We start from the raw sequence: 20,151 nt of genomic DNA on the forward strand, positions 1-20,151 counted from the left end.
GCCCGCCGCCTCAGCGGGCGGCCGGACCGTGCGGGGTGTGCAGGGTCAGCCGGAGCCAGCTCGCCCAGCCGATCGGCTGCGGCATCCAGAAGCTGACGATGCGGTACAGCAGCGCCGCCGCGATCGCCTGGTCGGCGCGCAGTCCCTGGACGACGAGCAGCGTGCCGAGGCTGGCCTCGGCGATGCCGACGCTGCCCGGAGTCAGCCGGAGGCTGATGGAGATCTGGGTCAGTCCGTAGGCAACGAGGACGCCCCGCCACGGCACGTCGATGTCCAGGGCCCACAGGCAGGCGGTCAGGGCGGCGGCGTCGCACACCCAGTTCAGTGACGCCAGGGTGAACGGGCGGCCCCAGTGCCGCAGGCCGGGCTGGATGCTCTCGGCCTGGTGCAGCACCTCGGAGAGCAGTTTTCCGAGCCGGCGCCAGGCCGGCCGGTTCCCGGCGACGCGGTTCCCGGCGTGCCGCATCATGCCGCGCGCGGCGGGCGAACGGGTGAGCGCGACGGCCGACACGGTCACGGTGGCCAGCACCGCCGCCGACATGAGGATGACGGCGCGCAGTCCCGGGGCCGGCCCGGCGGGGTCCGCCACCAGCGCGCCCACGGCCAGCAGCAGCGCGAGGGTCAGCGCGGACAGGGCGCCGGACACGGCCAGCATGGCGACGCCCAGCGCCAGGCCGATCTGCCGACGGCGCAGCTGGCGGATCGCCCACGCCACGGACAGGGCGGAGCCGGCCGGGATGACGCCGGCCATCGCGTTGGCCGCGAGCACGAAGGCCGTCATGGTGCCCAGGCCGGGCCGCACCACTGCCCTGCGCAGCAGCCACCTCTGCAGGGACGCGAGCGCGAGGAACGACGCCGCCTCCAGCGCCGCGGCCACCGTCAGCTTCACCGGGCTGACGTGGGTCAGGAGTTCGGAGGCGCCGGACAGCTCGTGACGGTGCGAGGCGGCCGCCACGGCGGCGAGGGCGACGAACGCCGTCAGGCCGGCCCACCAGGCCCACACCTGCCACCGCGGCCGTCCGGCCGACGCCACGGCCCCGGGCGGTCGGGCCGACGCGGAGCCAGGGGTGTCCGGCGGCTCCGGACACCGTCCGGTCTCCCCGCCCGGCGCCGTCATCGTCCCGGTGGTGCGCAGCGAGTGGGCGGCGGACGCAGCGGCCCGCTCCCGGCGGCGGCCGGTGCGTGCCGGGTCGGCGCCGCGGGCCGGGCGGCGCCCACGACGCCCGGCAGCCGTCGGCGTCGTACGGCTCCCGGTCGCCTCCCACGGCCGCCGGAACCATGACGGCCGGGGCCCTGGAGGTCCGCGCCGGGGTGGCTGGGGCCGGGCCGACGGGGGCTGCGGAGTTCCGGGCTGCCGGGGGCCGGGCTGGGGCAGTGGGCACTGCGGCGGTCTGGGCTGCCGCGGTCCGGGCTGGGTCGGCCGGGGCCCGTCGGGCAGTCGGCGGCCTGACTGCCGCGGTCCGGGCTGGGGTGGCCGGGGCTCGGGTCCGGGCTGCCGTGGGCCAGGCCGGGGTGGCTGGGTGCGGTGGGGCTGCCGGGGTCAGGGCCGCCGGGGTTCGGGCTGGGTAGGCCGGGGCTCGGGTCCGGGCTGCCGTGGGCCAGGCCGGGGTGGCTGGGTGCGGTGGGGCTGCCGGGGTCAGGGTCGCCGGGGGCCGGGCCGGGGTGGGCGGGGCGTGTCATGGTGCGGCCTTCGACGGAGGGGGGCCGGGCCTGTTCCGGCCCGGGTCCGGGCCGGGGGTGGGCTGCGCGTGCGCCGCCGTGTCGGACGCGGACGACCGGTCGGCGGAGCGGCTCCGGCCCGGTGCGGGCGCGGGTCCGGCCGGCGCGTGGCCGCTCCGGTGCGCGGCCGCCTCCTTGGTCACGGACACGCGGCGGGGCGCGATGGTCTCGCCCGTAGGACGCGCACTCGGGGGCTCGGTGCCCAGCAGCCGGTAGACGGCCGACCCGTCGACGGTCTCCTCGACCAGCAGCACGTCCGCCAACTGCCGTAGCTGCGTGCGGTGTTCGGTCAGCAGGCCGATGGCCCGCCGTTCGGCCTCGCGCAGCAGCCGGGCCACCTCGCCGTCGATGGCGGCCTGGGTGGCCTCCGCGAAGGGGCGGCTGCTCATGGGCGTGCCCGAGCCGCCGAGGAAGACCGAGCCGCCCTGCGGGTACCCCACGGGGCCGACCTCGGGCGACAGCCCGAACTCGCGCACCATCTTGGTGGCCAGCTCGGTGGCTCCCGCGAGGTCGTTGGCGGCCCCGGTGGATCCCTGGCCGAGCACGACCAGCTCGGCGGCGCGGCCGCCCAGCCGTACCGCGAGGGTCTGCGTGAGGTAGTCCTCGCCGTACAAGTGGCGCTCCACCAGAGGCAGTTGCTCGGTGACGCCGAGCGCCTGCCCGGCGGGCAGGATGGTGACCTTGGCGACCGGGTCCGCGCTCGGGGACAGCGCGGCGACCAGCGCGTGCCCGGCCTCGTGGACGGCGACGGCCTCCTTCTCCGCGGGCAGCAGGACGTTCGAGCCCTCGCGGCGGCCGAGCAGGATCCGGTCCCGGGCCGCGTCGAAGTCCCGGGCGGAGAGGATCTCCCGGCCGTCGCGCACGGCGAAGATGGCGGCCTCGTTGGCGAGGTTCGCGAGGTCGGCGCCGGAGAAGCCGGGCGTCCCGCGCGCCACCACCTCCAGGTCGGCGTCCGGCCCGAGCCGCTTGTCCTTGCAGTGGACGGCGAGGATCGCTGCGCGCTCGGCCAGGGTGGGCAGCGGGATGACGGTCTGGCGGTCGAAGCGCCCGGGCCGCAGCAGCGCGGGGTCGAGGATCTCCGGCCGGTTGGTGGCGGCGAGCACGACGATGCCCTCGGACGCCTCGAACCCGTCCATCTCGGACAGGAGCTGGTTGAGGGTCTGCTCGCGCTCGTCGTTGGAGACGACCGAGCCGGCCGCGGCGCGCCTGCCGCCGAGCGCGTCGATCTCGTCGACGAAGACGATCGCGGGGGCGCGCTTGCGGGCCTCGGCGAACAGGTCCCGCACGCGGGCGGCGCCGACACCGACGTACATCTCGACGAAACTCGATCCGGCCACCGACAGGAACGGCACGTCCGCCTCGCCCGCGACCGCGCGCGCCAGGAGTGTCTTGCCGGTGCCGGGCGGGCCGACCATCAGCACGCCGCGCGGTGCCATGGCCCCGGCGCGGCGGTAGCGCTCGGGCCGCCGCAGGAAGTCGACGACCTCGGCGATCTCGGCCTTGGCGCCCTCGTAGCCCGCGACGTCCGCGAACGTCGTGCTGGGCCGCTCCGCGTCGAACACCTTCGCCTTGGACTTGCCGACCCCGCCCAGCGCACCGCTCATCTGCGCGGCCCCGCCCTTCGACAGGCGCCGCCAGAACCAGACGATCAGCAGGAACGGGCCCAGCAGCAGGACCCACGACAGCAGCTGGGAGCCGAACGACGGCGAGGAGGACGGCTGGGACGCGGTGACCTCGACCTTCTTCTTCTCCAGCCGGTTCAGCAACTGGTCGCCGGCGAGCTGCACCGGGACGACGGTGGTGAAGCCGTCGCCGTCGGTGAGGGTGCCGCTGGCCTTGCCGTCGCTGTCGATCGTGACGGACTTGACCTTGCCGTGGTCGACGTCGTCGACGAACTGCGTGTAGGTCAGCTCCGTCTTCTCCGACTGGACCGAGCCCAGCCTCGGCAACGCCACCCACATCCCGATGACGAGGATGATCGCGAGCGGCCACAGCCAGTGCCGCCAGGCAGGCGGAGGCGGCGGCGCGGTCGGCGTCGGCCGGTCGCCGGGCGGCGGTGACTGGGCCTGCTTGCTCATCAACGGCTCCGTACGGTCTGGAACACGGCCAGCCTCCACTGTCCGTCCGCCCCGCGTCACGCAGTAGGGACCTTCCGCCCTTCGGCATGGGGCCACCATTCCCCCGGGTCTTCAGTGTCCCCCGGATCCTCCGCGGGCGGCGGGCCGGGACGGCCCCGCCACCGCGGTGTACGCCGGCCCCGTCCGGCCCCGTCCGGCCGTGTCAGACGGCCGTGAGCCGGTCCAGCTCCTCGCGGATGGCCCCCCGCAGGGCGTCGTGCCGGGGGCCGAGCGCGTACCGGGCCGCGCGCCACCGCTCGGGCGGGTACAGCCATACGGGCCTGCCCGCCAGCTCGGCCGGCTCCCAGGCGAAGCGCGGCCACACATGGGCGTGGAGGAACGGATCGGTGTTCCCCAGGATCTCCAGGTTGACGCGGCGGAAGGCGGGGTCCAGGCGGGCGCAGGCACGTTCGACCGCCTCGCCGAGCCGGTCCATGTCGGAGAGGAAGGCCGACCGTCTGGACCGGGGGAGGTCCGAGAGCCGTTGTACGGCGGGATCGTCCACCAGGAGCACCGAGTAGCCCGGCAGGAACTGGACGTCCCCGATCACCGCGAACCCGGCGTCCAGCCTCCGCAGCACCGTCGGATTCGTGCCGCGCAGCGCGCTGCCGATCCGGTCCGCGCGCCAGTCCCCGTGCCGCTCGTCCCCGTGCCGGTCGTCACCCATGGGTGCGATCTTGCCATCCCTCCGGCTCGCGGTGGAACAGCTTCCGCAAGTGCTGGACTGGTGCAGGATTGACGGGAGTTGTGAAAGGTGACAAGAATTCAGCTCGCTCCGCCGTGACTCCATGAGCGAAGCGACGTGAGTGGCTCGGTCGCGCTGCCCCGCCATGGCCGGCCCGCGCCCGCCACCACGCATGCCACCTCCCACACCCCCATTTCTTCAGAGGCGCATTTTGTCGCGTACGCAACAATCGAGAACCGTCGCCGCCTTCGTGGCGACCGCCTTCGCCGCCGCCGTCGTCCCCCTCGCCGGAGCCGGCACGGCGAGCGCCACGACGGGCTCGGAGTGCCGGTCCGCCACGGTCCAGTACCGGATCGTCGGCGCCGACGGGAACGTCGTCGGAGCGGACTGGACATCGCAGGGCGGATTCCACGCCTGGGACACCGTGCCCGGAACCGTCGAGGTCCGCCTGGCCCCGGGCCAGAACGTGGCCGAGGACTGCAAGTACCCGGTGTCCCTCGCCGAGTACACCACCGAGGGCCCCGACTGGTTCACCTCCGGCCACCAGACCCTGGTCGACAAGGCCACCGTCCACCTCGGCGCCGCGGACGTCGCGGGCGGCGACGACGCCAAGCGCACCTGGCAGAAGCTGACCGTCAAGTCGCCCGACTGCTACGGCCAGATAGACCTGTACGGCGACGACGTCACCTACGACGGCCAGACGGGCGAGGGCCACGGCCCCGCGCCGTACCAGCCCGGCAATGTGGTCACGCCGTACCACCTCATCGCGGCGTGGAACGGCGGCGAGAAGGAGTGCACCCCCAGCACGCCCGAATCGCCCACCCCGTCCGAGACGCAGCCGAGCACGCCCGCGACGCCCACCACCCCCGCGGACAGCACGCCCCCCGCCGAGACGACCGCGCCGCCCACCCCCAAGCCGTCCACCACCCCGCCCACCGACTCGGACGTGCCGCCGATGGAGTCGAACCCGCCGGCCACGCCGAAGCCGTCGCCCAGCGACAGCGGGCCGCCCCTGGCCGAGACGGGCTCCAGCGCCCCCGTCGGCGCGATCGCCGGGGGCGCGGCCGTGGTGGTCGCCCTCGGAGCCGGCGCGCTCGTCATGTCCCGCCGCGCGCGCCGCTCCTCCTGACGCGGTGCCGGCGAGGGCTGCCCTCCGTGCCGTAGTACGGCCGGACACCTCCGCCTCCGTGGCCGGCACCCGTGTGCCCGGCCACGGAGGTCCGCGGCCCTCGCCCGCTCCCGCGTCCCCGCGCGCGAGAACCCGCCCGGCGCCCGTGACCGGGCTCAAGGCGTGTCCGTGCACGGGTGCGCCCGGCCGGTCAGCCGGTCAGCCGAACAGCCGAACAGCCGATCGGCCGAGCAGTGATCGGCCGAGCAGCCGATCAGTCGATGTCCGAGGCGTAGGGCCTCGACCCGCTCCGCCGTGTCCCGGTCGACTCCGCGGCCCGGACCGCCGCGCTGGCGGCCAGCACCAGCAGCAGGGCCACCGCACCCGTGATGACGTTGCTCACGATCGTCCTGGTGGTGCTGGCGTTGCCGGCCACCACCCAGGGCGCCACGATGGTCCACACACCCAGGGCGCAGGCCGCCCAGGCCATGCTGTGGGTGCGTTCGTAGGCACGGCCGAACCCGCTCATCGTCAGCGCGTAGCCGATGCCGACCAGAAGGTTGGTGACGGCCAGCGTCGTGATGCCGTTGAAGCCGACGATCCAGGGAGACGCTGCGAGGTACAGGCCGGTGAGAAGTGCCAGCGACTCGACGGCCTGCCCCCGGGGCGTGCTGGTGGTGCGCTCGGCCATCTCGTGACGGAGCCGCATGTCCACGATGTCGGGATGCGTCTCCATCGATGACCTGGGAGATGTTGCCATGATGCTCACCTCTGAAGGGTGACAATGTGTGTGCATGACCACGGGTAACCCGGCAGGCCCGTCCGAACCGCCGTTCCCGGCGGCGACAGGGCGGGCCGCCGGGTCCTCGTACCCTGGTCGGCGTGTCAGCCAGCCGTCTCCACCGTGTCGCCGTCCTCGTCCTCGAAGGGGCCAAACCGCTCGACGTCGGCATTCCCGCGCAGGTGTTCACGACGCGCAGGAGCATGCCGTACGAGGTGAAGGTGTGCGGCGCGGCGCCCGGCCCGGTGACCGGAGGGGACGGGCTGTCGTACTACGTCGCCGACGGTCTCGACGCGCTGGAGTGGGCCGACATCGTCTTCGTCCCCGGATACCGGTTCCCCGACCGCGACGACCCGCCGCGGGACGTCGTCGACGCGCTGATCGCCGCGCACGGGCGCGGGGCACGGCTCGCCGCCATCTCGACCGGCGCCTTCGCGCTCGCCGCCACCGGCCTGCTCGACGGCCGGCGGGCCACGACGCACTGGCACTACACGCGGGCGCTGGCGGCGCGCCACCCCCTGGTCAAGGTCGACGAGAACGTCCTGTTCGTCGACGAGGGCAGCGTGCTCACGTCGGCCGGCGCCGCCTCGGGCATCGACCTGTGCCTGCACATCCTGCGCCGCGACCTCGGCGTGGCCGCCTCCAACCACGCCGCCAGACGCCTGGTCGCCGCCCCCTACCGCAGCGGCGGCCAGGCGCAGTACGTGCCGCGCAGCGTGCCCGAGCCGCTGGGCGAGCGGTTCGCCGCCACCCGCGAGTGGGCGCTGCACCGGCTCGGCGAGCCCCTCACCCTGGAGTCGCTGGCCCGGCACGCGGCGGTGTCGCCGCGCACGTTCTCCCGGCGGTTCGCCGAGGACACGGGGTACACGCCGATGCAGTGGGTCATGCGCGCCCGCATCGACCTGGCACGCGAGCTGCTGGAGCGCTCGGAGCGGAGCGTGGAGCAGATCGCCGCCGACGTCGGTCTCGGTACCGGCGCCAACCTGCGACTGCACTTCCAGCGCATCCTCGGCACCACCCCGAGCGAGTACCGGCGCACCTTCACCCAGGGCGAGTAGCCCGGCTGCACCCGGGGCGCAGTGGCCCGGCGGCCGCGTCGCCCGGCGGCCCGTACCGTCCGGTGGCGAGATCCTTGCGAACCGTGGCGATCACGCCGCTGTCCCGCGCGGGCGCCGCGCGCGAGCCTGGGGGCGAAACGAAGGGACATCATTCATGACTCGCATCGCCATCAACGGATTCGGCCGCATCGGACGCAACGTGCTGCGCGCCCTGCTCGAGCGCGACAGCGCCCTCGAGGTCGTCGCCGTCAACGACCTCACGGAGCCCGCCGCCCTCGCGCGCCTGCTCGCGTTCGACACGACGTCCGGCCGGCTCGGCCGCCCGGTGAGTGTCGACGGGGACGTCCTGGTGGTCGACGGCCGGCGCATCAAGGTGCTCGCCGAACGCGAGCCGGCACAGCTGCCGTGGGCCGAACTCGGCGTCGACATCGTTCTGGAGGCGACCGGCCGCTTCACCTCGGCCAAGGCCGCGCGGGCCCACATCGACGCGGGGGCGAAGAAGGTGCTCGTCGGCGCCCCGTCCGACGGCGCCGACGTCACGCTCGCGTTCGGCGTCAACACCGACGCCTACGACCCCGAGCTGCACACGATCGTCTCCAACGCCTCCTGCACGACCAACGCGCTCGCGCCCCTGGCCTCGGTGCTCGACCAGCTCGCCGGCATCGAGCACGGCTTCATGACCACGGTCCACGCCTACACGCAGGAGCAGAACCTGCAGGACGGCCCGCACCGCGACCCCCGCCGCGCCCGCGCCGCCGGCGTCAACATCGTGCCGACCACGACGGGCGCCGCCAAGGCGATCGGCCTGGTGCTGCCCGGCCTCGACGGCAAGCTGTCCGGCGACTCGATCCGCGTGCCGGTGCCGGTCGGCTCGATCGTCGAGCTCAACACGACCGTCGCCCGCGACGTCACGCGCGACGAGGTGCTCGCCGCGTACCGCGCCGCCGCCGAGGGGCCGCTCGCCGACGTCCTCGAGTACTCCGACGACCCGCTGGTGTCGTCCGACATCACCGGCAACCCGGCCTCGTCGATCTTCGACTCGGCCCTCACCCGCGTCGACGGCCGCCACGTGAAGGTGGTCGCCTGGTACGACAACGAGTGGGGCTTCTCCAACCGCGTCATCGACACCCTGGAGCTGCTCTCCGCCCGCTGACGGACCGCCGCTGCACGCCCGGCGTCCCCGCGGCCGGCGACCCCGCGTCGACCGGCCGCGGCCTGTGGATTCCCGGTACTCCCGGCCGTTTGACCCGGGCGGTACCGGGAATCCGCGCGTTCGGCGGCGCGGGCGCGCCGGCAGCCGTGGCGCGGGATGTGGTGCCGGCGCTCCGGGCCGCGTGAGATCGTGGTGCCCGGCGACGACCATGGGGAGGTGCAGGGCGGAACCCGAGGCACGCGGGCAGACCGGCGGCGCCGCGCACGCGGCACCCGGACGCGCGGGGGACCGTCCGACGCATCATGAACGCGACCCGGACGACGAGTGAGACGGAGCCGGACGGCTCCGGCACGCACGCGGCATCGGCGCGCGCGCTGGCCCGGCTCGCCCTGCTGTGCCTGGCCGGTGCCGTCGCGGCCGTGGTGGCCGGGGCGGGACAGTGGCTGATCCTCCTGCTCGGCCTGGCCGGACTGGCGCTGGCCGGTGCGGGCCTGTGGTGGGCGCTGGCACACCGCGGGCCGGTGCGCCTGCTCGGCGCGCTGCTGGCGCTGGCCTCACCGGTGGGCGTGCTGGTGCTGTACGCGGTGTCCGGACTGTGGGTCGTGGCCGTCAGCGCGGTTCTGGCCTGGGTGGCGGCGCTGGCCTGCGCCCGCGGCGCGCTGCGCCGGCTGCGCACACCGCACGGCATGCACTCCCGGTCGGCCCGACCGCCCCGCAGACCCGTGCTGATCATGAATCCCCGGTCGGGCGACGGCAAGGTCGGCCGGTTCCGGCTGGTGGAGCGGGCGGAGGCACTGGGCGCCCGGGTGATCCTGCTCGACCTCGACGACGACCCGGACCCGGTGGCACTCGCGCGGCAGGCGGTGGCCGAGGGCGCGGACCTGCTCGGCGTGGCCGGCGGCGACGGCACGCAGGCCCTGGTGGCGGCGGTGGCCGCCGAGCACGGTCTGCCGTTCCTCGTCGTGTCCGCCGGGACCCGCAACCACTTCGCCATGGACCTGGGCCTGGACCGGGAGGACCCGGCCCGCTGCCTGGACGCCCTCACGGACGGGGTGGAGCTGCGGGTGGACCTCGGCGACGTGGCCGGACGGCCGTTCGTCAACACGGTGTCGTTCGGGACGTACGCGGAGATCGTGCAGAGCCCCGAGTACCGGGAGGCCAAGGCGGCCACCGCGCTCGGCCAACTACCCGACCTGCTGGGCGGGGAGGCCGGCACGGTGCTGCACGTGCGGGCGGACGAGGAGCGGCTCAAGGTGCCGCAGACGCTGCTGGTGAGCAACAACCGCTACGCGCGGGCCGACCCGCTGGGCGGCGGGCGCAGGCCGCGGCTGGACGGAGGCCGGCTCGGTGTGATCGCGGTCTGCGTCGAGAGCGCGGCGCAGGCCGCCGAACTGGCCCTGCGCGGTGAGCGGGCCAGCAGCGTGACCTCGCTGACGGCGCGCCGCGTGGTCGTCGAGGCCGAGGCCGAGCTGATCCCGGTGGCCGTCGACGGCGAAGCGCTCACCCTGCCCCCGCCCGTGGTGTGCACGATCCGGCCCGGCGTGCTGCGGATACGGGTGCCCCGGCACCGGCCCGGCGCCCCCTACGTCGCGCCGTCGGTGGACTGGCGCCGCGTCGTGCGTCTCGCGCTCGGCCGAACCCCCCTGCCCCTCCGGAAGGAACAGGAACAGACCGATGACTGACAGCCGCCCGCAGGTCCACCGGGCACGGCACCGTCTGCTGCGCGACCTCGGCGCCCTGGACCAGGCGCTGTACGAGGCCGTGACGGTCACCGAGACGCCCACCCTCGACTCCGCCCTGCGGCGGCTGTCCGCGGCGGCCGACCACTCCAAGATCTCGTTCGTGGCCGCCGCGACGATGGCGCTGTTCCCCGGCCGGCCGCGCCGCGCCGCCGCGCTCGGGCTCGCGGCCGTCGGCGTCGCCTCGGCGACGGCCAACCTGCTCGGCAAGCGGCTGGTGCGCCGGCACCGACCGCACCGCGCCGAGGACTCGCCGTTCCCGGGGCGGCACGTGCCGATGCCGGCGTCCGCGTCCTTCCCGTCGGGCCACACGGCCTCCGCCGTAGCCTTCGCGGCGGCCGTGGGGCCCGCGTTCCCGGTCGTCGCGGTGCCGTTCGGCCTGCTGGCCTGCGCGGTCGGCTACTCCCGCGTCCACACCGGCGTCCACTATCCGGGTGACGTCATCGCCGGCGCCGTCCTGGGCACCGGGGCGGCGGCCGTGGTCCTCGCCACCGCCCGCCACGAGGTGCACGGGCGGCACGCCGTGGGCCGGTGACCCGGGCCGGCCGCCTCCCTGCCGCCGGCCCGCGGTGCGCCGGTGCGTCAGTGCCCGTGGCCTCCGTGGCCCCCATGCCCGCCGTCCAGCCGTTGCAGCACCGCCTGCGCCATGGCCTCCTCGCCCTTGGCGTTGGGGTGGGCCGGGGCCGCCGGTGAGGTGGGCCGCAGGGGCTCGATCCAGCGGTCCGCGGGGGACTTGCACATGTCGTGGCCGACCGTGGGCCCGTACGTGTCGACGTAGGTTGCGCGGTTCAGCCCGGCCACCAGGCGCAGCATCAGGTTGAGCCGCTTCTCGGTGTCCTTCAGGTAGGCGAAGTCCTTCGCCGCGAACGGCACGGTGGGGTAGCAGCCGCTGCCGTCGTCGGGCAGCAGGTCGGGGTACCCGACGACAAGCACGCGCGCGTGCGGGGCCCGGTCGTGCACGGCCCTGAGCACCCGGGCCACCTTCGGCGCCGTCTCCAGCACGGCCAGCGCCAACTGGTCGGTGCCGGAGGAGGTGTAGTGGCGCCGGCACGGGTCGCCCGTGAGGTCGGTGGCGCTCAGCCCGGCGCAGGTGGCGATGATGGAGCCGAACCCGACGTCGTTGCCGCCGATCTGGACCGTCACCAGGTCGGTGTCCCGCCGCACGGCGTCGAGCTGGGGCCCGTTGGTGCCCTGCGGTTTCCACATCTCCTCGGTGGTCGCCCCCGCACAGCTCACGTCCTCGAAGACGGCCACGGACCGCTGCGCCGCCACGAGCGAGGGGTAGTTGTGGTCGGAGCGGGCGCAGTTGGCGTCCACCTGCTGGGGTATGAGCGGCCCGGAGGTGTAGGAGTCGCCGAGGGACACGTAGTGCGTGCCGCGGCCCGTTCCGGGGCCGTGCGCCGCCGCCGGTGCGGTGAGCACCAGGACGAGGGCGCAGCCGCTCGCGGCCGCCGCGGCGACCTTGGCACGGCGGCGGCCTGACGTGGGTGCGGCTGATGGGGTGTCACGCTTCAAGAAGGGCCTCCTGATGAGAGCCGGCGGGCAGGTCCCGCATGGCCGTCGCCTGTTCGACTGGCCTTGTATACCGGCGGGTAGCGGCCGCGGGCCAGAGGGGTGCGGCAACGAGTCGGCCGCTCATGACACCGCCGGACCGGGGCACCCGATGGTGCATGAAGGCGAATCCCGCAAGGCGGCTGCTGCGCCTGAGTGTTGTGCCGGCCGTGCTGTGCCTCGCCGCGGCATGCGGTGGCGGCGACCACGAGGGACCCGGCGGCGCCGGATCCGGCGGTCCGGGGAGCGCCGGGACACCGGCCCTCGCGGGGACGGGGGAACGGCTGGTGATCACCACCGGCGACGGGCTGCGGCTGCGCGCCGCCGACGGCCGGCGGGTCACCGTCGACGACCGCACCCGCCGGCACTGGTCCCACCACCACGGAACCTGGACGCTCGACCTGTCGTGCGCCGGCCGGGGACGGCACGGCGCGCCGTGCCCCCGCATGCCCGAGGTGGACGTCCCCGGCGGGGTGAGCGTCACGGTCACCGCCCGCGACGCCGGCATCGACGTCTCCGGCGTCGCCGCCGCCCTGGACCTGACGACGGTCAACGGCGATGTGACGGTGACCCGTTCCGGACGCGCGGACGCCGCCGTACGGCTGGCCACCCGCAACGGCTCGGTACGTGCGACGGCCCTGGAGGCGGGCCGGCTGCACGCCGGCACCGTCAACGGCGATGTGGTCCTGGCCTGCGCGACCGCGCCGTCCTACGTCACCGGGGCTACCACCAACGGCTCCGTCGACGTCACCGTGCCGCACGACACGCCCGCGTACCGGGTGACCGCGGACACCGGCAACGGGCGCGCCGTCGTGACCGTCCCCACGCGGGACGCGGGCCGCGCCCGCACCATGACGCTGACCACGGTCAACGGCGACGTCGACGCACGCCGGGACTGAGGGAGGAAGCGGGCGCGGCCGGTCGTTCAGCGGACATCGGCGACCGAGAAGACGCCCGGCCCGGTGACCGCGTACAGCACCCCGCCCACCCTCAGCGGCGGCACCTCGCTCGGCGACAGCTCCTGGAACGAACGGCCCTCGGTGTCGAAGGCGGGAGCGGTGCGTCCGATCTCCTTGCCGGTCCGCGGATCGAGGGCGAGCACGCTGGTGTCCGGCAGCAGCACGTACAACCGGCCCCCGTGGACGGCCGGTTCGCTGAACACCCGCAGGGTGCGCGAACTGGTCCACAGCGGCTTGCCGCGCTTCAGGTCGAGGGCGAGCAGCGTCTCGTTGTCGTAGTCGAAGACGTACATGACGTCGCCGTGCACCAGCGGCGGGGCCTCCGGTGTCACGCTCCACGGGAAGTCGATCCGGCGGGTGGCGCCGTCGCCGAGGTCCTGCACGTACAAGGCCGCCGAGGCCCCGGTGTCGCCCTCCCAACGGGCGTAGTACGCCGTGTCGTCGTGGACCGTGGCGAGCCACAGGTCGCCCTGCGGGGCCTTCAGCGTGCGCAGCGTCCGGCCGGTGCGCGCGTCGAGACGGGCGATCCCGCCGGAGCCGCCGCGCAGGTCGGCGTAGAGGATCCCGCGCGATCCCGCGTGGAACGGGTTCGCCGAGCCCGACGCCAGCTTCAGCCGCCACAACTCCTCGCCGGTGCGCGGCTCGTAGGCGGCATAGCGCGCGGTGTCGGAGGGCCCGAGCTGATCCAGCCGCACCAGCAGGACACCGCCGAGGTACGCGTACGAGCCGACCGGGCCGTCCAGATGCCACAGCCGCTTGCCGGTCCTGGCGTCGAAGGCGTCGACGCCCTCGGAGCGGTCGGCGGCGGCCGCGTACACCACGTCGTCGTGGACGACGGGGCGGCTCAGCGAGAAGGTGTGGGGCTGGGCGCCGGCCATGGGTTTCGTCCAGTCCACGCGGCCTGTGGCGGGGTCGAGGCGCATCAGCGCGATCCGCGGGGAGGAGCAGAAGACGCCGAGCGCGCCAGGCGTGCACACGGGGCCGATGCCGGAGTTCTCGTCGGCGTCGGCCTGCGGGTCGTACTGCCACGGCTTCCAGCCGGCCGGAACGTCACGGGACGCCGCCCGCGCGTCGGCCGTGCCGCCCGTTCGGGCCGCGCTCGCGGGTGCGTGGTCGGTGCGGACCACCAGCGTGCCGGCCGCCGCCAGGACGGCCGCCGCCGCGAGCGCGGCCCACAGCTTCCCGCGGTGCCGCCGCCGTCCCTGCCGCCCGGACGCGGGGGAGGGCGGCCCGGGGGACGCCGGTGGCACCAGCGACATCGTCGGCGTGGTCGCCGGTCCGGGGGAGGGCTCATCACCGCGTTCGTGGGCGGGGTCCTGGACCGAGTCCGGCCCTGCGGCACCGTCTTCCCGGCCCGGCAGCCGCGGCGGCAGGGCGGTCAGCGTCTCGAGGGCCTCGCCCGACGTGGGCCGCCGCTCCGGTTCCTTCGCCAGACAGGCGGACACCAACGGCCGCAACGGCCCCGGCAGTCCGTCCAGCCGGGGCTCGCTGTGCACCGTGTTGTACGCGGCGAGATAGGCGTTCTCCGCCTCGAACGGGCTGCGCCCGGTGGCCGCGTACACCAGCACCGCGCCCAGCGCGAAGACGTCCACGGCCGGGCCGACCTCGCGCGGGCGGCTGAACTGCTCCGGCGCCATGAACGGCGGCGAGCCCATCACGATCCCGGTCTGGGTGCGCACGTCGCTGCTGGCGGCACGCGAGATGCCGAAGTCGATGACCCGCACCGCCCCGTCCTCGCTGCCGCCCTCCAGCAGGAGCACGTTGCCCGGCTTGAGGTCCCGGTGCACGACCTCCGCGCGGTGGATCTCCCGCAGCGCCTCGGCGAGTTCGGTGCCCAGGCGGCGCAGCGACGGCCAGTCCAGGGGGCCGGAGTCGGTGACGCGGTCGGCGAGGGTGACTCCGGGGACGAACGCCGTCGCCATCCACGGCCGTTCCGCGTCCGCGTCGGCGTCGACGACGGGCGCGGTGAACGCGCCGCTGACCCGCCGCGCCGCCGCGATCTCCTGCCGGAACCTGGCCCGGAACTCGGCGTTGTCCGCGTACCTGGCGTGGACGACCTTGACGGCGACGGCCCGCCCCGACGCCGACCGGCCCAGGTAGACGACGCCCATGCCGCCGGTCCCGATCCGCGCCTCGATCCGGTACCTGCCGACGGACCGCGGATCGTTCTCGCGCAGGGTCACCGCATCTCCTTCACCGGCCCGGGGCGGGTCCGGTCGGCCTCGTATGGCATGGACCGCTCACTCTACTGGCCCGCGTACGAGGCGACTTCGGCGAACGGGCGATGGCCCGGCGGCCCGGCGGTCCGGCCGGCGCAGGTGCGACGGCGCGGCCGGGGGAGGCGTGGCGGGGGAGGCGCTGTGGGGCGGCCGGGGGAGGCGTGGCGAGGCGGGGCGGGGGAGGCGTGGCGAGGCGGAGCGGGGGAGGCGTGGCGAGGCGGGGCGGGGGAGGGCGTGGCGAGGCGGGGCGGGGGAGAGGCGGCACCGCCCGGCCGGCCTGACCGGGCGGGCGAGCCGTCAGCCGGTGGTTGCCGCGCGGTCGGCCGCGCCTCCGGCGCCGAGCAGGCCGGTCGCGGGGAAGGCGTCCCCGGCGTGGCGCCGCGACGCGAGGCGCGACCGGCGCAGGACGAGCGGCGGCAGGGCGGTGCGCGCGCCCTGCGCGAGGCGCAGCCAGGCGGGGAAGTGGACGGCGGTGCTGCGGCGTTCGACGGCCCGGGCCAGCCGGGCGGCGGCGGCCGGGGCCGGGCTGACGCGGCGGGCCGGTGGCGGCATCTGGGCGCGCAGTTCGCGCAGCACCGGGTTCCGTTCCGCGTCGCGGATCATGTCCGTGTCGATCCAGTCGAGGTAGGCCGTGCCCACGGCCATCCCGTCCGGGGCGGTCTCGGCGCGCAGCGCGTGGGCGAAGGCCTCGACGCCCGCCTTGGAGGCGCAGTAGGCGCTCATCCGCGGGGCCGCGCCGATCGAGGCCGGCGAGGCGATCTGCAGGTAGTAGCCGCGGGTGTGCGTCAGATCGGGCAGGAAGACGTGCGCGGTGAACGCGCTGCCCGCCAGGTTGACGTCGATCACGCGCCGCCACCGGGCGAGGTCGGCCGTGGCGAAGGGGCCGCCCTCGGCGATCCCCGCGTTGGCCACCACGACCGACGGGCGGCCGAGCCCCGCACGGACCTGCCCGGCCGCCTCGCGGAGGGCCGCCGCGTCCGTCACGTCGACCTCCAGCACCATGGCCGCCGTCGGCAGGGAGCCGGCCAGCGCCTCCAGCCGCGCTCCCTCGTGCCCGAGCAGTGCCAGGCGGGCGCCCCGGCGGGCCAGTTCCTCGGCCAGGGCCGCCCCCAGGCCCCGTGCCGCTCCCGTCACCACGGCGGTGCGGTCCCGCAGCGGGCTGTCGTGCATGGCGCAGGGCCTCTCCGTGCGGGTCACATCCCGGGTGTGGCGCCGGGCCGGGCGGTGTGGTGCGGGTCGCCGGAGGTGCGGCGGGCCTCCTTCATCTCCGCCTCGTACAGGTGGTCGCGGCCCGCGGCGAGCTCCTCGACGACGGCGCGGTTGAGGTCGCGGAAGGCCTCGTAGTAGGTCCTGTCGTACGCCTCGACGATCTGGAAGGTCCAGTGGCCGGGGATGACGTTGCGCCCGATGATCCCGGTGCGGACCTTCTCCGCCCATTCCGGGTGACCGGCCTCGCGCAGCAGGGCGACCGCGTGGTCCAGTTGCAGGTCCGCGGTGCCGGTCAGCTGGTGGAAGTCGTACAGGCGGCCTCTGGCCCGCTCCGTGGTCTCCAGCGCCTTCGACAGGGCTCCGAGCGCTTCCACCGTCGCGTCGTCGACGTTCTCGGGACGCCGGTGCGCCGCGTCGGGGCCGTCCTGGGGGATGTGCATGGTTCGTGCCGTTCTCTCGTGTCTGTCTGTCTGTTTTCCGTCCACGCCGTGGGCCGTCGGCAGGCCGGCCGGCGTCAGCGCGGCGCCGGACGCTTGCGGCCCGTCCGGTCGCGGTGGGTGAGCAGGCGCTGCGCCGTGGCCAGGCCGAGGCGGCCGGAGGCGCGCAGCGCGGCGCGCGCGGCGTTGGCGCCGCAGGCTCCGTGCACGCCGCCGCCCGGGTGGGCGCCGGCGGAGGCCAGGTACAGGCCCTTCACCGGGGTCTCGGGACGCCCGCTGCCGGGCACCGGACGGAAGACGAGCTGCTGGTGGACGGCGGTGGTGCCGCCGTTGATGGCGCCGCCGTCCAGGTTGGCGTCCAGGGACTGCAGGGTCGTGGGGGCCAGGACGCGCCGGGCGCGGACCAGGCCGCGGAAGCCCGGGGCGAAGCGCTCCACCTGGCGTTCGACGCGGTCGGCCATGACCTCCTGCTCGCGGGCGTCCCAGCAGCCCGTGACGCCCTCCTGCCCGGCGTCGGCCCGGATGTCGCGCGGTACGTGGGTGTAGGCCCAGGCCGACTCCGTGCCCCGGGGCGAGCGTGCGGCGTCCGCGGTGGTCATCTGGCCGAACAGCACGAAGGGCCGGTCCGGTACCCGGTGCCGGGCGATCTGCGCGGCGAACCGGGTCAGCTCGTCGATCCCGCCCGCCAGGTGGACGGCGCCGGCCCGCCGGGCCTGCTCCGCCTGCCAGGGGACGGGGCCGTCGAGCGCCCAGTCCACCTTGAACGTCGAGAAGTCCCACTGGAAACGCCGCAGGTCGTCCAGGAGCTGGGCGGGCAGGTGGTCGGCGTCGACGAGCTCGCCGTACAGGGCGGGCACCGGCACGTCGGCGAGGACGGCACGGCCGGCGGCGACGGTGTCCCCGCCGGCGGTGCGCACGCCGACGGCCCGTCCGCCGCGCACCACGACGCTCTCCACGCGCTGCCCGCACCGCACGTTCCCGCCGCGCGCCGCCAGCCGTCGCACCAGCGCGCCGGTCAGCGCCCCGGAGCCGCCGACCGGCACCGGGAAGCCGTACGTCTGGCCCAGCATCGACATCAGCCAGCCGAACCCCCCGCTGCCGGTGGACTCCGGCGCCAGGTCGGCGTGCAGCGCGTTGCCGGCCAGCAGCAGCCGGCCTCCTTCGCCGCGGAACTCCTCCTCGCCCATCCGCCGCACCGGCAGCGCCAGGGTGCGCGCCATCCGCAGCCCGCCGGCGGCCCGCAGCCGCAGCGCCAGCCGGGCCGCCGCCCGCACCGGCGGGAACGGCGTGAACAGGGCGTCCAGCAGATCCGGACGCACCCGCTCCCACACCTCGTGCAGAGTGCGCCAGGCGTCGCCGTCCCCGGGCGCGAACGCCTCCAGCGAGCGTGCCGTGGCGTCCACCCGGCGCTCCAGGACGGCACAGCTGCCGTCGTCGAAGGGGTGGGCCAGCACGCTGGGCGCGTGCGTCCAGCGCAGGCCGTGGTCCTGCAGCCGCAGCCCGGCGAGGACCGGAGAGGCGGCGGCCAGCGGGTAGAAGGAGCTGAACAGGTCGTTGACGAAATCCGGGTCGACGCCCGTGTCGTGCCGGACCGCGCCGCCGGGCTCCGGCTGCTCCTCCAGCACCTCGACGCTCCAGCCGGCGTCCGCCAGCAGGTTCGCCGCCACCAGCCCGTTGGGGCCGGCCCCGATCACCACGGCGTCAGGCATGACCGTCCGCCCCGGCCGTCCGCACCGCTCCGGTCACCGCCGGGCCGGGCCGGCCGGGCACGACGGTGGGCTCGGCCTCGCACACCTTGGCGAGGCGGGCCAGCATGGCGCGATGGCGCACCTGGATGAACGCCTCGACGGCCCAGTTGTGCAGGACGCCGCCGGCACCCCGCAGCGGGTGCTCGTCCACGACGACGAGGCACTCGTCGCCCCACGGACGCAGCTCGATGGCGATCCGCGCGGTGCCCAGGAACCCCGCGTGGGCCTCCAGTTCGACGGCGGATCCCTCCTGGCAGCCGCGGACAACGGTCTCGTTCCGCAGAACCACCGGACCCAGGTTCACCTCGTAGCCGAGCGCCGAGCCCACCTCGGGCCAGCGCCCCCGCAGCGGCCGGGACGCGCTCGTGCCCACCACCCACTCGGCATACCGCTCGGGGTCGGCGAGAACGGACCACACCGTGGCCGGACTCTCCTTGATCAGTCGATGCCGCACCGCCACAGGTGCCTCCCTGGTCTCTCCTCCGGCATGTGTCGCGGCCGAGTGCCCCGGGCGGTGCGGACGAACCACCTTCCCCCGGCCGTCCGCCCGTTCCGCCCCCGGTCAGCCGGTGGCCGGGGCGGTCGCGGGCCGTGCGGGCGCCATCGCCCACCGCACCGCCGAGGTGACGGCGGTGCCGAGCGGCCGCACGCACCACTCGTCGACCACCGGCAGCCTGGGCAGGCGCAGTTCCCGGGCGGCCCAGGACGGCAGCAGCGACACGGCGTTCGCCGCCAGGACGCCGTACGGCAGCCTCGCGGCGAGCGGGACCGGCGGGTCCAGGAGCAGGAAACGGGCGGCCTGACGCGCCTGCGCGGAGGCCCGCAGCTGCGGACGGTAGCCGTCGAGCACCCGCGCGAGCTCGGCCCGGGTCGTGGGCGGGTCGGTCACCCCCAGCGCGGCCGCGACCCGTGCCGTGTCGGCGACGTAGCCGTCGCAGCCGGACGCGGACAGGGGCCGCGCGCCGTAGCGCTGGTGCGCGCGCAGGAAGCTGTCGACCTCGGCGGCGTGGACCCAGCCCAGCAGACGGGGATCGGCGGCGTGGTACGCCTCGCCCTCCGGGGTCACGCCGCGCACCCGCTCGTGCACCGCCCGGACCTGCTCGCAGGCCTCCTCCGCGTGTGCCGCGGTCCCGTAGGTGGTCACCGCCAGGAAGGTGCTCGTCCGCTGCAGCCGGCCCCAGGGGTCCCCGCGGTAGCCCGAGTGGGCGGCCACGGCGGCCATGGCGAGCGGGTGCAGGGACTGCAGCAGCAGTGCGGACAGCCCGCCGATGAACATCGAGGCGTCGCCGTGCACCCGGCGGACCGGGCGCTCGGGCCCGAACCAGCGCGGGCCGGGAGTGTGGTGGATACGTTCGCGGTTGCGGGGGCCGTCCGGGCCGGCCACGCGGGCGAACAGGCCGTTGCCCAACTGCTCCCGCAGACCTGCCGCGCCGGATCCGATGCGCTTCCTCAAGGCCGGTTCCTCCTGCCTGCTCGACGACGAAGACGGCGACGGCGACGCGGTGCCGGACCGGCCGCCGGACTCCATTGTTCCGCGGTGCCCGGGCGGGCGGATGCGGCCGCCGGGCACCGCGGCAAGGCTTGCGCAAGTTCCCGGGATCGCCCAACTGGCGTGAGAGTGTCGCTGGTTGGGGTGGATGACAGAGCGGACACGGGATCCGTGATCAT

The 20,151-nt window shown here is 75.4% G+C and carries 18 protein-coding genes; 7 read left to right on the top strand and 11 right to left on the bottom strand.

Annotated features, from left to right (window positions below; all coding sequences use genetic code 11):
* Window positions 1–10 precede the first annotated feature (10 nt).
* The 3 genes from ACH4ZX_RS37310 to ACH4ZX_RS37320 all read right to left on the bottom strand — a co-directional run bounded on the left by ACH4ZX_RS37310 (window position 11) and on the right by ACH4ZX_RS37320 (window position 4,503).
* Window positions 11–1,033 carry a YbhN family protein gene (locus ACH4ZX_RS37310; protein WP_398282865.1) on the bottom strand — a complete coding sequence of 341 codons (1,023 nt, stop codon included), beginning with the start codon at window positions 1,031–1,033 and terminating at the stop codon, window positions 11–13.
* Window positions 1,034–1,676: 643 nt separating this feature from the next.
* Window positions 1,677–3,797, bottom strand: coding sequence for an ATP-dependent zinc metalloprotease FtsH (gene ftsH / locus ACH4ZX_RS37315; protein ID WP_398282867.1), 2,121 nt, complete (start codon window positions 3,795–3,797; stop codon window positions 1,677–1,679).
* Window positions 3,798–3,999: 202 nt separating this feature from the next.
* Window positions 4,000–4,503, bottom strand: coding sequence for an HIT family protein (locus ACH4ZX_RS37320; protein ID WP_398282869.1), 504 nt, complete (start codon window positions 4,501–4,503; stop codon window positions 4,000–4,002).
* Between the two features lie 268 nt (window positions 4,504–4,771).
* Here ACH4ZX_RS37320 and ACH4ZX_RS37325 point away from each other — a divergent pair, with 268 nt between their 5' ends.
* Window positions 4,772–5,650, top strand: coding sequence for an LAETG motif-containing sortase-dependent surface protein (locus ACH4ZX_RS37325; protein WP_398282871.1), 879 nt, complete (start codon window positions 4,772–4,774; stop codon window positions 5,648–5,650).
* 253 nt (window positions 5,651–5,903) lie between these two features.
* Here the strand turns inward: ACH4ZX_RS37325 and ACH4ZX_RS37330 are convergent, their stop codons facing one another.
* A complete protein-coding gene (locus ACH4ZX_RS37330; RefSeq protein WP_398282873.1) occupies window positions 5,904–6,389 on the bottom strand; it encodes an SPW repeat protein in 486 nt (161 codons plus the stop codon).
* Window positions 6,390–6,511: 122 nt separating this feature from the next.
* Between ACH4ZX_RS37330 and ACH4ZX_RS37335 the strand changes: the two genes are divergently transcribed.
* From ACH4ZX_RS37335 to ACH4ZX_RS37350, 4 genes are all read left to right on the top strand, one after another.
* The gene (locus tag ACH4ZX_RS37335) at window positions 6,512–7,468 is read left to right on the top strand and encodes a helix-turn-helix domain-containing protein (RefSeq protein WP_360760082.1); all 957 of its coding nucleotides are present in this window, start codon (window positions 6,512–6,514) and stop codon (window positions 7,466–7,468) included.
* A 154-nt stretch (window positions 7,469–7,622) separates the two neighbouring features.
* Window positions 7,623–8,621 (top strand): type I glyceraldehyde-3-phosphate dehydrogenase, encoded by a 999-nt coding sequence (gap, locus tag ACH4ZX_RS37340; RefSeq protein ID WP_398282875.1) that lies wholly within the window; start codon window positions 7,623–7,625, stop codon window positions 8,619–8,621.
* Between the two features lie 302 nt (window positions 8,622–8,923).
* A complete protein-coding gene (locus ACH4ZX_RS37345; protein ID WP_398282877.1) occupies window positions 8,924–10,303 on the top strand; it encodes a diacylglycerol/lipid kinase family protein in 1,380 nt (459 codons plus the stop codon).
* Window positions 10,296–10,895, top strand: a complete 600-nt coding sequence (locus ACH4ZX_RS37350; RefSeq protein WP_398282879.1) for a phosphatase PAP2 family protein — start codon at window positions 10,296–10,298, stop codon at window positions 10,893–10,895. Before ACH4ZX_RS37345 ends, ACH4ZX_RS37350 begins: the two co-directional genes overlap by 8 nt.
* A gap of 47 nt (window positions 10,896–10,942) precedes the next feature.
* Here the strand turns inward: ACH4ZX_RS37350 and ACH4ZX_RS37355 are convergent, their stop codons facing one another.
* The gene (locus ACH4ZX_RS37355; protein ID WP_398282881.1) at window positions 10,943–11,875 is read right to left on the bottom strand and encodes an SGNH/GDSL hydrolase family protein; all 933 of its coding nucleotides are present in this window, start codon (window positions 11,873–11,875) and stop codon (window positions 10,943–10,945) included.
* A gap of 155 nt (window positions 11,876–12,030) precedes the next feature.
* Here ACH4ZX_RS37355 and ACH4ZX_RS37360 point away from each other — a divergent pair, with 155 nt between their 5' ends.
* Window positions 12,031–12,810, top strand: coding sequence for a DUF4097 family beta strand repeat-containing protein (locus ACH4ZX_RS37360; protein ID WP_398282883.1), 780 nt, complete (start codon window positions 12,031–12,033; stop codon window positions 12,808–12,810).
* Window positions 12,811–12,836: 26 nt separating this feature from the next.
* Here the strand turns inward: ACH4ZX_RS37360 and ACH4ZX_RS37365 are convergent, their stop codons facing one another.
* The 6 genes from ACH4ZX_RS37365 to ACH4ZX_RS37390 form a co-directional block, all read right to left on the bottom strand.
* On the bottom strand, window positions 12,837–15,053 hold the full coding sequence (locus ACH4ZX_RS37365) for a PQQ-binding-like beta-propeller repeat protein (RefSeq protein WP_398282885.1): 2,217 nt from the start codon (window positions 15,051–15,053) through the stop codon (window positions 12,837–12,839).
* 333 nt (window positions 15,054–15,386) lie between these two features.
* Window positions 15,387–16,259: a short-chain dehydrogenase/reductase gene (locus ACH4ZX_RS37370; RefSeq protein ID WP_398282887.1), complete on the bottom strand. Its 873-nt coding sequence runs from the start codon at window positions 16,257–16,259 to the stop codon at window positions 15,387–15,389.
* Between the two features lie 23 nt (window positions 16,260–16,282).
* Window positions 16,283–16,738 carry a hypothetical protein gene (locus tag ACH4ZX_RS37375; protein ID WP_398282889.1) on the bottom strand — a complete coding sequence of 152 codons (456 nt, stop codon included), beginning with the start codon at window positions 16,736–16,738 and terminating at the stop codon, window positions 16,283–16,285.
* 74 nt (window positions 16,739–16,812) lie between these two features.
* A complete protein-coding gene (locus ACH4ZX_RS37380) occupies window positions 16,813–18,444 on the bottom strand; it encodes a phytoene desaturase family protein (RefSeq protein WP_398282891.1) in 1,632 nt (543 codons plus the stop codon).
* Window positions 18,437–18,943, bottom strand: a complete 507-nt coding sequence (locus ACH4ZX_RS37385; RefSeq protein WP_398282892.1) for an SRPBCC family protein — start codon at window positions 18,941–18,943, stop codon at window positions 18,437–18,439. Before ACH4ZX_RS37385 ends, ACH4ZX_RS37380 begins: the two co-directional genes overlap by 8 nt.
* 102 nt (window positions 18,944–19,045) lie before the next feature.
* A complete protein-coding gene (locus ACH4ZX_RS37390; RefSeq protein WP_398282893.1) occupies window positions 19,046–19,936 on the bottom strand; it encodes an oxygenase MpaB family protein in 891 nt (296 codons plus the stop codon).
* Between ACH4ZX_RS37390 and ACH4ZX_RS37395 the strand changes: the two genes are divergently transcribed.
* Window positions 19,923–20,099: a hypothetical protein gene (locus ACH4ZX_RS37395; RefSeq protein WP_398282894.1), complete on the top strand. Its 177-nt coding sequence runs from the start codon at window positions 19,923–19,925 to the stop codon at window positions 20,097–20,099. The two genes, ACH4ZX_RS37390 and ACH4ZX_RS37395, sit on opposite strands and share 14 nt — an antisense overlap.
* The last annotated feature ends 52 nt before the right edge of the window (window positions 20,100–20,151 follow it).

This window comes from Streptomyces sp. NPDC020490 (assembly GCF_044335305.1).
Taxonomy (GTDB): domain Bacteria; phylum Actinomycetota; class Actinomycetes; order Streptomycetales; family Streptomycetaceae; genus Streptomyces.